At 68.7% G+C, this 16,520-nt stretch carries 9 protein-coding genes; 3 read left to right on the forward strand and 6 right to left on the reverse strand.

The features are described 5' to 3' along the window. Positions 1-128 precede the first annotated feature (128 nt). The gene (locus KIT89_RS11260) at positions 129-9,794 is read left to right on the forward strand and encodes a DUF5979 domain-containing protein (RefSeq protein WP_297601651.1); all 9,666 of its coding nucleotides are present in this window, start codon (positions 129-131) and stop codon (positions 9,792-9,794) included. Between the two features lie 114 nt (positions 9,795-9,908). Here KIT89_RS11260 and KIT89_RS11265 read toward each other — a convergent pair whose 3' ends face one another. The 3 genes from KIT89_RS11265 to KIT89_RS11275 form a co-directional block, all read right to left on the reverse strand. Then, complete coding sequence (locus KIT89_RS11265) at positions 9,909-11,477, reverse strand: DEAD/DEAH box helicase (RefSeq protein WP_297601654.1); 1,569 nt, start codon at positions 11,475-11,477, stop codon at positions 9,909-9,911. Between the two features lie 333 nt (positions 11,478-11,810). After that, entirely contained in the window at positions 11,811-12,467 is a 657-nt protein-coding gene (locus KIT89_RS11270) for a DUF1684 domain-containing protein (protein WP_297601657.1), read from the reverse strand. Next, positions 12,464-12,982: a hypothetical protein gene (locus KIT89_RS11275; protein WP_297601660.1), complete on the reverse strand. Its 519-nt coding sequence runs from the start codon at positions 12,980-12,982 to the stop codon at positions 12,464-12,466. The genes KIT89_RS11270 and KIT89_RS11275 overlap by 4 nt, the downstream gene beginning before the upstream one ends. 35 nt (positions 12,983-13,017) lie before the next feature. Between KIT89_RS11275 and KIT89_RS11280 the strand changes: the two genes are divergently transcribed. Both KIT89_RS11280 and KIT89_RS11285 read left to right on the forward strand, forming a co-directional pair. After that, entirely contained in the window at positions 13,018-13,581 is a 564-nt protein-coding gene (locus KIT89_RS11280) for a hypothetical protein (RefSeq protein ID WP_297601662.1), read from the forward strand. Between the two features lie 44 nt (positions 13,582-13,625). Next, entirely contained in the window at positions 13,626-13,928 is a 303-nt protein-coding gene (locus KIT89_RS11285) for a DUF427 domain-containing protein (RefSeq protein WP_297601665.1), read from the forward strand. Here the strand turns inward: KIT89_RS11285 and KIT89_RS11290 are convergent. From KIT89_RS11290 to KIT89_RS11300, 3 genes are all read right to left on the reverse strand, one after another. Continuing rightward, positions 13,920-14,393: a SprT-like domain-containing protein gene (locus KIT89_RS11290; RefSeq protein ID WP_297601667.1), complete on the reverse strand. Its 474-nt coding sequence runs from the start codon at positions 14,391-14,393 to the stop codon at positions 13,920-13,922. The two genes, KIT89_RS11285 and KIT89_RS11290, sit on opposite strands and share 9 nt — an antisense overlap. 66 nt (positions 14,394-14,459) lie before the next feature. After that, positions 14,460-15,617 carry a PQQ-dependent sugar dehydrogenase gene (locus KIT89_RS11295; RefSeq protein WP_297601669.1) on the reverse strand — a complete coding sequence of 386 codons (1,158 nt, stop codon included), beginning with the start codon at positions 15,615-15,617 and terminating at the stop codon, positions 14,460-14,462. Beyond that, positions 15,610-16,473, reverse strand: a complete 864-nt coding sequence (locus tag KIT89_RS11300; RefSeq protein WP_297601672.1) for a spermidine synthase — start codon at positions 16,471-16,473, stop codon at positions 15,610-15,612. The genes KIT89_RS11295 and KIT89_RS11300 overlap by 8 nt, the downstream gene beginning before the upstream one ends. Positions 16,474-16,520 lie beyond the last annotated feature (47 nt).

The following is a 16,520-nucleotide window of genomic DNA, read 5'->3' on the forward strand; positions in this document are numbered from 1 at the left end:
GTACGGTTCGCGGCGCGCCTTCGCCCTAGATTGAAGAGTGTTCGCGGTAAGGCGAACAGTCTTCACGTCGCTCGCACGGGGTGCTCCCACCATCCTGACGGGCCGACACCCGGGGGGAACACCGCATCATGAGTCTGTCGTCATCGCACCGCCGCCGAAGCCGGCGCTTCGTTCCCGGGGTGGCCGTCGTGGCCCTCGTGACCCTGTTCTCTCCGTTCATCGCGTTCCAGCCCGCGACGGCAGGCGAAGGCGACCCAGACGAGCCGGTGCTGATCCAGTTCGAGAAGGACGCGATTCCCGCAGCACCGACCGCCGTCGGCCCCGGCCAGACCGTCACCTATCAGTTCACGATCAACTGCTCCTCGCTCGAGACCGACTGCCTCGACCTGACGCTCGCCGACTCGGTTCCTGCTCCGCTCGTGCTGCAGTCGGTGACGATGGCAACGCAGAACCCGCCGATCGACATCCAGATCACCGGCAACGACTTCACGGTCGAGGTGGTCGACGACCTCGGCGGCGGCGCCACCGGCATGCAAGCGGGAACCGGCGTGCAGCTCAACGCCACCGCGACCGTGCCCGCAAACCTCTCCGCTGACTTCGACGGCACCACTCTCGTGAACACCGCGGTCGTGACGGTGTCGAATCGTGCCGACCTCACGCTCGATCCTCCGCGACCCAACGTGGTCGAATCGAGCGCCGAGGTGCTGCTCGCCGTGCCGCGGGTGCTCGGCTCGAATACCACGAAAGACGTCACCCCCGCGACGAGCCCCGCAGTGCAGGGCCGCTCGGTCGCTTTCGCTCTCGGCGCCACCAACACCAGCAACGGCTCGGTCGACGAGCTCGTCATGCAAGAGCCGGCCGACCCTTCGTCGTCGATCCTCACCTACGTCGAGATCACCGGGCTCAGCGGCCTCAGCCTGCCGGCGGGGGCCAACCGGGTGCGGGTCGACTGGTTCGACGGCGCCGACTGGAACGTCGGCACGCCCGCCGCCTCGGCCGCTCTGCCGCCGGGCGTCGACACGGCCGACCTGCGCGGCCTGCGGTTCGTCTTCACCTCGACGACGGGGCGCGTCGATCGCGGCGCGACCGCCGCGATCACGATCGAAGGCGAGTTGACGTCGACGGCGGCGGCAGTGCCGTCGACCCTGACCGTCACGAACACGGCGAGCTCGTGGGTGCGCTTCGGCGACGACTCGACCACGCCGGTTCTCGCCGCCGACACCATTCGCCTCGACCCGACGAGCGTGTCGCCCGTTGCCTCGAAGCAGTTCGAGAACTCGTACGTCATCGGCGGCGTGCTCGAGCGCGTCACCATCGGCGGGCAGAACGGCGGAGACTTTCCCCTCAAAGAGATGACGCTCACCGAGCCCGCCCCGGGCTCGACGTCGCTCGCCGGCCAAGGGTTGAGCTTCGACGGCTGGGTCACCGCCGACATCGAGTGGCCCGTCGGTGCGACCAGTGCCGAGGTCAGCTACTGGTACGAAGGCGATGCCGACTTCAGCGCCCCGGTCACCACCACGACGGTCGACACGATTCCAGCCCCGGTGGATGCCGAGCTCGTGCAGAGCATCCGGGTCAGGTTCATCAGCACCCTGCCGGGGGGCATGGCGCCCGGCCAGTACGCCTCGCTGCCGTTCCGCGTGCTCACCGGCACCGTCGAGACCGACGTCACCACGGTCAACCAGGTTCGCGTCGACGTCGTGACCCTCGACGACCAGACCGGCACGGCGCTCGCCTCAGACGATCTGACCCGCCGAACCTCTCGAGTGAACACGCTCGCGAACAAGACGATCACTCCAGACACTCTCTACGGTGTCGAAGGGGCCACGACGCTGATCTCGCTGCCGAGCAGCATCACGCCTCTGCCCACCTCGGCGGTCGACCCCACCTCATCGACGGTCGGTTCGGTCTCGCTCGTCATCACCGACCCGGTCGACAGCGCCGCCGACGAGTTCTGGAACCACTTCGACCTCACCAACATCGTCGCGACGGCGGTGCCGGCGAACACGACGCTGACCGTGGAGTACTTCACGGGCTCTGAGTGGCTCGTGCTGCCCGGTGCCGACGCGCTGCTCGGCCCGACCTTCTTGAACACGACCATCAGCGGGTCGTTGCGCGAGCAGATCTCGGCGATCAGGTTCACGTACCAGCACCGAGACTTCGAGACCCTCGGCACGCTGCTCAACCCCGGCTTCACCGTGCAGCCGAACCTGCGTTTCGCTCTGCGCGACGAGTTGCGCGACGGCACCGGCGACGCCGCATCGGCGACGCGCACCGAGTCGATCGAGCTGACCAACACGGTGTCGACCGCCGTCACGAACCCCGTCGCGACGCCGCCCGAGGCCACCGACGATGCCGTCGCCTCGATCGAGCTGCTGCCCACCAACGATGGCTCCGGTGGTGGCACAGGCAACATCTCGGCGATCTCGAAAGACTGGCAGCCGGTGCCGAGCACGGGCTTCGAGGCCGTGAATGCTCGCAGCGGCGAGCAGGCGACGGCGCGCATCCGGTGGGGCACCGCCGGCACCACCTTCCACACGGTCGTGCTTTCTGACACCGCATCTGACCCCGCCACGACGCCGGTCGGGCAGACCGTCTTCGAGGCGTTCAACCTGGTGCGCATTCCCGCGATCACGAGCGGAGTGGATTCGCGCCTCACGTTCGACCGAGTGGCGGCCGTGCAGCTCTACATTCCCGGTAGCGGCTGGGTCGACGCGAGCGGCAGCCCGTGCCCCGCGAGCTGCGACGGCACCTTCCCCGGCTACACACTCACCACAGCCGAGCGCACCACCGCCACAGGTGTGCGCCTCATCATCGAAGAGAGCCCCACGCGTGCCGCCCGCATCGGCACGAACCCCGCCGCACCTCCCGTCGGGTCGGGAGTCGCCGCGTCGATGAACCTCGACCGGCGGTTCGATCTGGTCTTCGAGGTGCGCGACGTGCGCCGCTCTGACCCCTCGGTTGCTGTGCTCGGCAGCACGCGCGAGGCGCTCTACAACACGGGGTCGTTCGGTGTCGTCAACAACACCGTGCGCTTCGACGGTCGAGACGCCGACAACGCCGTGGTGCTCACCCGCACCTCGGCTGACTCGATCCAGATCTTCGACCAGCCGCTGACGATCGAGGTGACGAAGACCTGGGTCGACGGACCCCTCGGCACCCCGCCCGACGGAACGCCTCAAGAGTTCTATCCACGAGCACGCATGACCATCGAGGCAGAGAACACCTCGGTCTCGCGGGTCGACGAGTTGTCGATTCTCGACCCCGTCGCGGGCACAGACCCGTTCGACGCCGTCAACCTCTTCGACATCGTGTCGCTCACCGTGCCCTCGGGCGCCACCGACACGGTCGTCATTCTCGAGCGCGAGTCGGGCGACTTCGACTCATTCACCCGCACTGCCGCCCTGGCCTTGATGGCCTCGCAGCTTGCCGACGTCGTCGGCATCGAGGTCGTGCACACCGGACGCATCGACGTGCAGGCGACGACGCGCCTCGTCGTCGACACGCAGTTGCGAGAGTTCTTGCGCAGCGCCCCCGCCACTCGAGTGACCGCCGCCACCAGCGCCTTCGTGCCCAACACCGTGCGAGCGACCATCAGTGATCCTGGTGGACTCACCCAGCCGCCCGAGGGGCAGTCGAACAACACCCTCATCGCGCAGGCGACCGCCAGCGTGTCGGTCGAGAACCTGTCATACGGAGTCACTGCCACCAAGGGCATCCAGGCCGACACCACGGCGACGATCACGGTGCCCGCCACCCAGTTCGAGGGCAACTCGCGCATCGCGACGGTCACCCTCACCGGTCAGCCGTCGGGCAACGTGCGGTCGACCGACATGGTGTTCGAAGACCTCACCCCCTCGTTCTGGAACGCCTACAACTTCACCGGCTTCGGCTCGCACTCGTTCGCCAGCCCGCTCAACCGCGTGAAGGTCGACGTGCTCATCGGGGTCGACTACGTCATCGACGGCAGCGGCGGCATCACAGCAGAGTGCGGCGGTTCGGCCGTGCTCGACGACTGCTGGGTCGAGGGTGCCTTCGGCTCGACTCTGACGCTGCCGACGCTGCCCCCCGGGGCCGTCACCGCTGACATCCGCGGCGTGCGGTTCCACTACACGCGGGCCGACGGTGCCGCATGGGAGCGGCCGTTCAACCCCCTCCAGACCGTGCGCTTCACGGTGACGCGGCGCGATCTGCTGGTCGAGCCGAGCGACCAGCCCGTGCCGTCGACGCTCTACATCTATGACGAGCCGGCACCGGGCGAGTCGCAGATCGGCATCTTCACGAACGACGTCACGGTCACGTCGTGGGCAGATGATGGCTCGGATGCTCCGCTCTGGCAGGCCACCGCCGACGACACCCGGCAGATCCTCTTCCAGCACCGGCCGGCGAAGGTTCGCGTCATCAAGACCCCGTTCGGCCCGCTCACTCTGGGCGCCCCGATTCCCTATGAGATCGAGGTGCGCAACCTGGGCACCGGTCACGACAAAGACCTCGCCGAGCTGCAGATCGTCGACCTCATCCCCGTCGACCTCAGCGGGCCGATGCTCGTGCTCGGCATCGACCCCGAGACGGGCGTCAGCTACCTGCCCGAAGACCTCATCAGCCTCTCGCTCGTGAACACCTCGGGCACGGCAGTGGCTGCCCCATCGTTTACGGCGGTGCTCGGCGCGAGCGGCCCGGGCGGGCAGGCGCTGACGATCACCCCCGACCCGGCCTTCGTGCTGCCGAAGGGGTGGACCTTGACGATCAAGGCGCCGCTGCTGTTCCGGCAGTTCCTCGAAGCGGGCTCCGAGTCGAGCAACTTCGTGCTCAACAGCGCGATCGTCACGAGCGACCAAGAGTTCGACCGCTGCGAGTACTCGACGAACGGTGCTCTCGAACTCGACCCCCAGCTGTTCGTGAGCAGCTGCACCGCGACCACGAAGGTCTGGGCCCTGCCGAGCGCACCGATGAACATCGTCAAGGGCGTCAAGGGCGTTGAAGCGGGCCCGCTCGACCTCGACGGCAACCTCATCATCGACCCCGACACGGGGCTGCCGTTCGACGACCTCGGGGTGATCCGCACCGTCAACAACGGCATCGACTGCAGCGCGCCGACGCTCGATGTCGACGGCACCGACTACTACCGCTACCCATGCGTGCCGATCACTCGACCCGGCGGCACCGAAGAGTGGGTGGGCAACTTCTTCAACGCGGGCAACGTGCGCGTCTTCGAGGTCGTGGCGATCGATGTGCTGCCGCGCCAGAACGACCGAGGCGTCATCATCAACGACGCGCGCTCGTCGCGCTGGGCCCCGGTGCTCACCGAGCGCCCGCGGCTGGTCGGCTGGCCAGACGAGGCGCTCACGGTGTACTACACCGACCGTCTCGACCTGGCGACCCCGCAGTGCAACGGCGCAGACATCCAGTTCGAGCTGGGCATGAACGCGAGCTCGACCCCGCCGATGGTGCAGTCGTATCTGCCGTGCATCACGAGCGGTAGCCCGGGTGGCCTGCCTGATCGTGCTGACCCCATCACGGGGTGGAAGGTCATGCCGTCGGCCCCCGACGCCGCGCTGCTCGAGAGCGTCATCGCCCTCAAGTTCGTCGTCGACTTCACCGTCGGTGTCGACGTCGCAGACCACGGTCTGGTGCCGGGCGACGACATCTCGATCGTCTACCGGTCGCAGACCGCCTCTGAGCCCGTGCTGCGAGAGACCAACGCGAACCTCGCGCGCGACTCGATCGCCTACAACTCGATCGCGGGTGCCGCTCGCGGCCGTGACGGAGACAACGACCTGCCCTACCGGTTCGTCACCGAGCCTCGTAAGGTCGGCGTCGCCCTCGCGACCGGCGCGATCGACCTCGCCAAGGTCGTCGACGGCGCCGCGGCGGCGTTCGCTCCTGCGACCTTCGCGATCGACGTCGCGTGCTCAGTCGACGGAGAGCCGATCTCGCTGCTCGACAGCGCCGGCAACAACCGTTCGCCGTTCACCCTCACCGGCAATGCGGCGTCGACGCGCATCCTCGGCATCCCCCTCTACGCAGAGTGCGACATCACCGAGGTCGGCACCACCGGTGCCACGACCACGGCAGCGCTGCCGCAAACGGTGACCGTGCGGTCGCTCGACTCGAGCCCGTCGGTGGTCTTCAACCCCAGGCCCGCGTTTGACGAGCGCGACCCGATCGAGCTCAGCGAGGTGACCAACACCTACGAGTCTGCGTCGCTCACGATCAGCAAGACCGTGAACATGAATGGTGCCGTCAACGCGGCGGGTGCTCCGGTGATGCAGACCAGCTTCACCTTCAGCATCGCCTGCACCTTCAACGTCGGAGCAGGCCCGCAGCCGGTGTCGGTGACGCCGGCGACCTTCACCCTCAACGACGGCGAGTCGCGCACCTATACGGGGCTCCCCGCCGGTGCCGTCTGCACCGTCACCGAGACCAACACCCGTGGCGCCACCGTGACCAAGACGATCACCACCGGCGGCGCGTCGACCGAGCCGAACGCGACGACCGCGGTGGTGACGCTGTCGCCCGACGCCGAGGGGGGCGCAGCGACCAACACGGTGGCGTACACCAACAGCATTCCGGTCGCCTCGCTGACCGTGAACAAGGTGCTCACGGGCGCGGGTGCGACGCAGTACGGCACCGGCACCTTCACGATCCGCGTGAGCTGCACGAAAGCGGCCACCGTCAACGACATGCCGACTGGTGCCCCGACGAACTCGGTCTGGTACGGCACCTTCACCCTGTCGTCGGCCAGCGGGCTGAGTCGCACGATCGACAACATTCCTGCCGGCTCGAGTTGCACGGTGACCGAGACCGAGAGCGCCGGTGCCACCCAGGTGACCACCCAGGGGGCGATCACCCTCACGGCATCGCCCACGGTCACTCGGTCGGTGACCAACCGATTCGCGCTCGCCTCGCTCGTGGTCGGCAAGACGGTGCAGACCGCAGCCGTCGACGCTGAGGGCAACCCGGTCTACCCCATCGACCCGTTCGCCTTCGAGGTGGCCTGCACCTTCCAGGGCGGCACCGTGCTGGCCACCGGCTTCGCAGCCTCGCCCATGACCTTCGCACTGCGGCACGGAGAGACTCGCACGCTCGCAGGGCTGCCGGCGGGTGCCTCGTGCGTCGTCACCGAGACCGACGATCTCGATGCCGATTCGACCTCGATCGCGCGCACCGTCAACGCCACCTCGACGTCGATCGAGGGCACGTCGACGACGATCGCCTCGCTCGCCGAAGACGTGTCGGGAGCGCCGCGCAACAGCACCCAGTTCACCAACCGCTACGGCGTCACGAGCTTCACGATCTCGAAAGACGTCATCGGCGGGGCAGCCGGGCAGTTCGCGCCCGAGTCGTTCACGGCGAACCTGGTCTGCACGTCGCCCCTCGTCGGTGAGTCGTTCAACGACGACCTCACGGTGCCGGCCAACGGCTTCGTGACGATCGAGAACCTCGCCGACGGCTCGACGTGCACGGTCTTCGAGCGCGATGTCGCCGCGACCGGTGCCGACGCTCACCGTATCGTCGACGACGAGGGCACCGTCATCGACGGCACCGACATTCTCGTGACCACGGGCAACCCCGCGTCGGTCACGCTCGAGAACTACTACCTCACCGGTGAGCTCGAGGTGTCGAAGTCGGTCATCGGCGCCGGCGCCGTGTACGGCGATGGCCCATTCGAGGTGACCCTGGCCTGCGTGCGCGACGGCATCGCCGTCGACATCGCCGGCGGCGCCACTCGCGAGCTCGCTCCCGACGGCACCGTCAGCTACACCCTGCTGCCGTCTGGCGCAGAGTGCACGCTGACCGAGACAGATCGCGGCAGCGCCACCTCGAGCCGCGTCCTCGACGAGAACGGCGACGAGCTGACCACCAACGTCGGCACGGGTTACACCTTCACGGTGATCGTCGACGCCTCTGAGCTCGTCGATGACCAGCCGCAGCCCTCGCTCGAGGTCGAGAACACCTTCGAGCTCGCGAGCCTCGCCGTCTCGAAGACCGTGTCGAGTGCGGCCGTCGATCAGAACGGCGATGCGATCGAGTTCGGGCCGTTCCCGGTCACGGTCGACTGCCTCTTCCAGTCGGTCAACGTCTACGGCACCGGCTACGACGCCGAGACTCAGATGCAGCGCGAGCTCGTCGACGGCGAGACCTGGGTTCTCACCGGGCTGCCCGACGGCGCCGTGTGCACCGTCACCGAGACCGACACCATGAGTGCCGTCGAGACGCGCATCACCACGGTGCGCGACGGCGCCGGCTCGTCGACGACCACCTCGAGTTCGGCGGTGGTCACGCTCGGCACCGAGACGACCGCCGAGATCATGAACGACTACACGGTCGGCTCGATCGAGTTGTCGAAGGCGGTCATCGGCGAGGGCACCGGCGAGTGGGCGGATGCTCCCTTCGAGATCGACGTGACGTGCGTGCTCGACGACAGCACGGGTGAGCGAGTGGTCTTCTCTCACAGCTTCACGTTCGTGCGCGGAGACGACCCGGTGACGATCGAGAATCTCGCGTCGGGTGCGCTGTGCACCATTACCGAGACCGCGACCGGTGGCGCGAGCTCGACGACCGTGACGATCGATGGCGACTCCGTGAGCGGCGTGACCGCCGATGTCGTCATCGCCGATGACCTCGTCGCGGCGACCGTGACGAACACCTTCGGCCTCGGCGAGGTTCGTGTCGAGAAGGTGCGCGACGGCGAGGGCGCAGACACGTGGGGGGCGGGCCCCTTCGAGGTCGAGCTGTCGTGCGTGCGCGACATCGACGGCGTCGACGAGCAGATCGAGATTCCGGGCGGCGCTCTGCGTCTCCTGACGTCTGAGGGGTTCTATCGAGCGACCTACGACCTGCTGCCGATCGACGCGGTCTGCTCGCTCGTCGAGACCCGCACCGCTGGTGCGACGAGCACGAGCATCGATGTCGACGCGGTGACCGTGGGGGCCGCGCCCGTGCAGTTCACGGTGACCAACACCTTCGATGTCGGCAGCGTCGCGATCGAGAAGACGTTCGCCGGCGACGGCACCGGCCTGTTCGTGCAGGGTCCGTACGAGGCGAGCCTCGCGTGCACCCTCGAGATCGACGGTGTCATCACTGACCTCGAGATTCCCGGTGGTGCTGCACGCGAGCTCACCGAGGTGAACGGATACCGCAACGGGTGGCATCAGATTCCGGCGGGCGCAGAGTGCTCGGTGACGGAGACCCGCACGGGTGGTGCTACTCGAGTCGACGCCGTCGATGCCGAGTTCACCGTTGAGGCTGACGAGCAGCACACCGTGATTCTCGAGAACACCTTCCTGCTGGCCGCGTTCTCGATCACCAAAGACGTCACGGGGCCGTTCGCGCACGAAGCGCGTGACGCTGTGTTCCTCATCGAGACCGAGTGCGTGTGGGATCGCGATGGCGAGCAGGTGCCGCTGCTTCCGGGCGGCTGGCCGCGCGAGTCGATCGATCAGGCCGAGAGCGACGACGAGGCGACCGAGCAGCCGACGAGCGTCCGCTCTGAGATTCGCCATGGCGTCACGGTGACCTTCGACAACTTGCCGGCCAGCGCGGTCTGCTCGGTGTCAGAGGTCGACAGCGGCGGCGCGACGATGCAGCTGATGTGGCTCGACGGCGTGCTGCAGCTCGGTGAGCTCACGCTCGCCGACGGCGAGAACGACTCGACCCTCGCGAACGTCTTCATGCTCACGCTCGCCAACACGGGTGTCGAGATCATGCTCTGGCTGTGGGTCATCGCCGCGCTGCTGTTCAGCGGCCTCGTGCTGCTGACGATCGCGCGTCGACGAGCGTCGGCGGGCTAGACCGACAACGCCTCGGCGCAGGGTTCGACGAGAACTGAGCGCAGAGAAGGCCGGGCCCCGGTGGCGCGAAGGCGCGACCGGGGCCCGTGAGCCATCGTGAGCGTGTGGTGACGGTCAGCGCCCGCGGCGCTGCCCTCCCGACGAGTTCGCACGCACGACCTGGCCGACGCGAATCGCTCCGCCCGAACCGCCGCTGGGCGCGGATGCTCGGCGCGAGCCCTGACGAGCTCTCGCCGGTGCTGCCGCAGCCGTGTCGGTCGAGCGTGCAACGGGTGCCGCTGATCCTGACCGTGCCGGGGCCGCGTCGGTGCGCCGCTGGCTCGAACGCTGGCCGCCCTGGCCCGAACGCTGCCCGCCCTGGCCCGTACGCTGACCGCCCTGCCCCGAACGGTTCGCACGCTTGCGCTGAGCGTTCGCACCCTGCGACGAGCCTCCGCCTTCGGGCTGACGCTTGAGCACTGCCGGAAGCTCGTGCTCGGCGACCTTCGGTGCGACATCGCCGATGAGGCGAGTCACTGCTGGCGAGGTCGCGGTGACCTGCTGGGGCTGCACGCGAATCGAGGCCTTGCGCAGCAGGTCGGCCGTGTCTCGACGCTGTTCGGGAAGCACGAGGGTGACCACGTCTCCTGCTGCTCCGGCACGCGCCGTGCGGCCCGAGCGGTGCAGGTAGGCCTTGTGCTCGGTCGGCGGGTCGACGTGGATCACGAGCTCGATGTCGTCGACGTGAACTCCGCGAGCCGCGACATCGGTCGCGACGAGCACTCGCACGCTGCCGTCGCCGAACGCGGCGAGGTTGCGGTCTCGCGCAGGCTGCGACAGGTTGCCGTGCAGGTCGACGGCGGGAATGCCGTCGGCCGTGAGCTGCTTCGCGAGCTTCTTGGCCGTGTGCTTCGTGCGCATGAACAAGATGCGGCGACCGCTGCCCGAGGCAAGGGCCGAGATCATGCGCTTCTTCTCGTCGGTGCCCGAGAGCTCGAACACGTGGTGGGTCATGTCGGCGACGGGCGAGTTCGCCTCGTCGACCGAGTGCGTCACCGGGTCGTGCAAGAACTGCTTGACGAGCTTGTCGACCCCGTTGTCGAGGGTCGCGCTGAACAGCATGCGCTGCCCACGAGCGGGCGTGGCCTTGAGAATGCGGGTGACGCCGGGCAAGAAGCCGAGGTCGGCCATGTGGTCGGCCTCGTCGAGCACCGTGATCTCGACTGAGTCGAGCGAGACGAAGCCCTGCTTCATGAGGTCTTCGAGGCGGCCGGGTGCGGCGACGACGATGTCGACGCCGCGCTGCAGCTGCTGCACCTGCTTGCCCTGCGAGACGCCGCCGAAGATCGTCATCGCGCGAAGTCCGTAGGCCTCGGCCAGCGGCTCGATGACCGCGAGAATCTGGGTGGCGAGCTCGCGAGTCGGCGCGAGCACGAGGCCGAGCGGCTTCATCGGCCGGCGCGGTGCTCCCGTGCGCATGCCGAGGCGCGCGACCATCGGAATCGAGAAGGCGAGGGTCTTGCCCGAGCCCGTCTTGCCGCGGCCGAGCACGTCGCGACCCGCGAGGGTGTCGGCGAGCGTGTCGACCTGAATCGGAAACGCCTCGGTCTTGCCCTGGCCGTCGAGAACCTCGACGAGCGGGTAGGGCACGCCGAGCGCGCTGAACGTGGTGGTGCTGGGGGTGATGAGTGTGGTGCTGGTCATTCTGGTGGTGCCTTTCGTGGTGCTCCGCGCCGCAGCATGCTTCAACTTGCCACGTGTTGCCGCTACGCCGCCGCGATGCGGCAACAAGTGGCAACTCGGCGAGTGTCATGCGCGAGCGAGGGATTGTGGCGACGGCGGCAGTGGCCGACATCGTTCGCCGTGAGAAAGTGTCGAACCGCTCCGGTGCGCGAGTCGGTGCGCGGCGGGCGGGAGGAGTAAGCGTTCTACGACGCAGGAGAACTGAGAACAGTTCTGCCTATGAATCAACCGTAGCAGGTCGCCCTGAAGGGTGCGCTCGAGCCGCATCGCGGTGCCTGCCGCACTCCGCCCAGCTCAGAGCACGAGCCGCCCATCGCCGTAGCGCTCGCCGACCTCAATGTTGACGTCGACGACGTTGCCGGGCGGCGCGAGCGGGCATGCCCAGGCCTCGTCGTAGGCGCACGAGGGGTTGTAGGCGAAGTTGAAGTCGAGCACGAGCGACCACGGTGCGCGACCCCCGCCGAGGTCGGCGCCCTTGACGGTGTCGAGCAGGTAGCGACCGCCGCCGTAGGTTCCGCCGGGCACACGCGAGAGCGCGTCGCGCACGGGCACGAAGATGCCACCGCCGTACGAGGCGAGCCTCCAGACGTCGAGCGTGCCGACGCCGGGCACGTCGACGAGCCCGAGCCGCTCGAACGGCACGACTCCGTCGGTGCCCGTCTCGACGTCGATGCGCGCCGGCTCAGCATCCTGAATCACGCACTCGAACCGCCACGCGGGGTCGTAGGGCTTCACGCGCAGCCCGGTGAACGCCTCGCGGTCGGCGGGCAGCAGGGGCGAGGCGGGGTGGTGGGCGAAGAGCTCGTCGCGGGTGCGCCGCCAGTGGTCGTGCGCTGCGGGCAGGTCGGTCGCGGCACGCAGCTCGCAATAGAGCGCGGCAGTGCGCCGACGCCAATCTGCGACCGCGAGCGCGCTGACGGCCCGGTCAGAAGCGCCGGATGCTGCGCTCATGCCGCGCCGCCTCGAGAGCCGCCCGACTCGCCGAACTGCGCCACCCAGCCGGGCGCGAGCCGCCGCAGCTGTCGGCCCCGCAGTTGCCAGAACACCCAGAACCCGAGCCAGGCGAGGGGCGTCAGCACGCCGGCGCCGAGCTCGAGGGTGTCGCGAAACCGTGTGCGAGCATCCGGTGCAGACGACTCGGGGCTGATCGCCATCTGGTGGTGCCAGCGCGTCACGATGCGCATGGCTCCCGTGAGCGGGCCGCCCTCGTCGTGCACGATGCGGGTGCCGTCGGTCAGCGTCTCGTCGCGCAGTCTGATGAGCTGCGTGCCCATGGGCAGCACGCCGAGCAGCCGCAGCCGCACCCGATGCTCGGTGTTGCTCCAGTGCTCGGGAAAGCCTGCAGGCTCGAGCGACTCGGCCGTCGTGAACGGCCCAGACACCGCGCGGAACACGGCGGGCGAGTGCACGGCCCGCCACGCCGCATCGGCGGGGCAGTCGAGCAGCAGGTCGAGTCTCACGCGCATGCACCCAGTGTGCGCCACCTCGGTACGATCGACCTGTGACCGCGCTCCACGACGACGATCGCCCCGACGCCCAGCAGCGCTATCAGGTGCGCTTCGATGTGGGGCTCGACGGCGCTCGACGCATCGGCGCGAGCGCGCACCTGCTCGTCTGGTGCGACGGTCTCGCGACCGAGCCTCTGCCGACTGATGCTCTGCCACCGCATCTCGAGGTGATCGACGCGCGCTGCGGCGCTGCGGGGACGATCGCCCAGCGGCTGCTGCAGCTGCAGGCAGCGCGCGGCGAGCGAACGATGGTCGCCGTCGTGGCCGCTGGAGCGCCCGTGGAGGCGCCGGAGGGAATCCCGGTCGAAGACCACTTGCTCGCGGGCGCCGTCATCGACGCGCTCGGCGCGGTCGGCATCGATGCGACGAGCCCCGAAGCCGCGGTCGCCGCGGCGGCCTATCAGGGGCTGCGTGGTGCGGTGGCGCACATGCTGAGCGCCTCGGTGGGCGGGCGGATGCTCGCCGCGAGCGCCGGTGCCACTGCCGTGAGCGAGGCGCGGGCGCGCTGGGAATCGACCGAACTCGTCGTGCTGCGGGAATTCGACCTGCCAGCCTGAGGTTGGGTCGAACGACCCGCCATCACTCGACCGCAGGAGGACCCATGAAGGCTCACATCAACGGCACCGTCATCGCCGAGGCCGCAGAAGACGACCTCATCAAGATTGAGGGCAACTGGTACTTTCCGCCGTCGAGCATCGTCGACGGATTTCTGACGACGAGCCCGACGCCGTACACCTGCCCGTGGAAGGGCGAGTGCCAGTACTTCACCGTGACGGTCGACGGCCAGAGCCTGCCCGATCGTGCCTGGAGCTACCCGACCCCGTACGCGAGCGGTATCGAGCGGGTCGGCAAAGACTTCAGCAACTATGTCGCCTTCTGGAAAGAGGTCACCGTCTCAGAGTGACTGAGCCATCGGCGGGGCTGTCTGGTCGCGCCAGGTGATGAGCGCTGCACGGCTGAACGATCGCGAGCACCGGCCGCACGACACGTCGCGGCTGGGTCGCCGAAACCGCACGAACTCGTGCCCTCGCGGGCACGACCCTCGCCAGCGCGCGCGATCATCGGCGATGGGCCCGTCATGGGTGGTGCCGCCGACATAGCCGAGGTCGCGCGCGATCTGGCGCCACACCGGCCCGTGCCCCGTGCCGGGCCCGGCGAGCGCGTGGGCGACTTCGTGCAGCAGGGTCTGGTGGATGGCGTCGTCGTCGAAGCGCTCTGCGAGGTGCCGTGACACCGAGATGCGCTTGCGCCTGAAGTCGCACAGCCCGGCGCGGCGCGTGGCGTTGTCGAACGCGAAGCTCCACGAGTCGTCGAGGTGCAGGGCGATGAGCGATTCGGCCCAGTGCCGCACCCTCTGCATCTCGCTCACGTGGTCGATGCTAGGGGCAACCACCGACACTGCTGTCACCGACGCGGGATGCGCGTGGTGAGCGCCTCAGTCGCGTTGGGTGAGGCCCAGCACGAGCAGCCGATCATCGTCGGGCCCCGGGCGCCCGTTGGCGTCGGTGTTGCTCGTGAGCACGAACAGTCGACCGTCGGGCGTCGCGACCGCATCGCGGATGCGCCCCAGCTGCTGCTCGACGTGCGCCTCGCTCGTGGTCGCCCGCTCGACGTCGATCACCCACAGGCGTTGACCGCGCAACGACGCCATGAACAGGGTGCCGCCCACGAGGCCGAGGCCGCTCGGGCTCGCCTCGCTCGTCGCCCACTGCTGCACGGGGTCGACGAACTCGGGCCTGCCCTCGATTCCTTCGACGACGGGCCAGCCGTAATTGGCACCGGCCTCGATGAGGTTCAGCTCATCCCACGTGTTCTGCCCGAGTTCTGACGACCACAGCCGGCCGTCGGCGTCGAACACGATGCCCTGGGGGTTGCGGTGCCCGAGCGAGTACACGTACGACCCGGCAAAGGGGTTGTCTGCCGGTACCGCGCCGTCAGCGGTGAGTCGCAGTATCTTGCCGGCGAGCGAGTCGAGGTCTTGCGAGAGGCCCGGCGATTGAGCGTCTCCGGTCGTCGCGTAGAGCATGCCGTCTGGCCCGAATGCGAGCCGACCGCCGTTGTGATTCTGCGCTTTCGGGATGCCCGAGAGCAGCACCTCGCTGGCTCCGAGCCCGTACGACCCTGGTGCTCCTTCGAGGTCGAAGCGCACGATGCGATTGTCGGCGGCCGCAGTGTGGAAGGCGTAGAGCGCGGGAGTCGGGTCGTCGAGCACGGCAAGCCCGAGCAGGCCCCCCTCTCCGCCCGCGACCACGTCGGCAACCGTGCCCACCACGCGCACCGAACCGCCTGCCGTGAGTTCGAGAACCTGACCGGTGTCGCGCTCGCTGATGAGCACTGAGCCGGAGGCGAGGGGCACGACCGACCACGGGGTGCGCAGGCCGATGATGAGGGTCTCGACGGTGCCGTCTGGCACCCACTGCTCGATGGCCGGTTCGACCGGCGGCGGCTGCGTCGAGGGGGGCGTGCTCGCGCCGGTGGGGCTGCGATCTGTGCCGCTCGACGAGCAGCCCGCGAGTGCGAGCAGCAGGGCCACACCGAGGGCGACGGGCGAGCGAGCACCCTGAGCGCTGGGCGACCGGCGGCGCTCAGCCACGTCGGCCCGTCATCGTGAAGAGCCCGGCCGAGGGCGCAGGCGACGGCACGGCGTTCTGATCGCTCACCACCGAGGCTCCTGCCACCCACCTCGTGAGGTCGGCGCCGGCGGTGACCGTGGCGGGGTGAGGCCCGCGGGCCATGAGGCGCGGCATCCACTCGAGGGGCAGCTTGGTGCTCGAGGCGATGAGCACGACGTTGCCGAACCGTCTGCCCTTGAGCACGCTCGTCTCGGCGAGCGCAGCGACCTCGGGCAGCACGAGCTGCAGGGTGGCGGCCTGGCCTCGGGCGAAGGCGAGGCCGGGCCCGTCGGCAATGTTCACCGCGAGCACGCCGCCGGGGGCGAGAAAGACCGCGAGCTCTCGATAGAACTCGACGCTCGTGACGTGAGCCGGAATCTGGGCGCCGCTGAAGACGTCGACCACGATGAGGTCGACGGCGCCGTGCAGCGCAGCCGGCAGGCGCCCGAGCGTTGCGCGGGCGTCGCCATAGCGCAAGCGAATCGACGAGTGTCGAGGCAGCGGTAGGTGCTCTCGCACGAAGGCAACCAATGACTCATCGAGTTCGATGACCTGTTGACGAGACCCGGGTCGGGTCGCGTGCACATAGCGGGGCAGGGTGAGGGCTCCTGCTCCGAGGTGCAGCGCGGTGAGCGGTGCGCCGGGCTCACCCCACTCGTCGATGACGTGCCCGATGCGCTGCACGTACTCGAAGAAGAGTCTCGCGGGGTCGTCGAGGTCGACGTGCGATTGGGGTGTGCCGTCGACGATGAGCGTGTAGCTGCCATCGGCCCAGCGATCGGGCTCGATCACGGCGCGCTGCCCGCTCGGCAGGCGCAGTTCGAGGGCGGCGGTCATGCTCGACAGCGTGCCACATGTCACCGTGCGGCACATGAGTGAGCATC

It is taken from the genome of Microcella sp. (assembly GCF_025808395.1).
Taxonomy (GTDB): Bacteria; Actinomycetota; Actinomycetes; order Actinomycetales; family Microbacteriaceae; genus Microcella.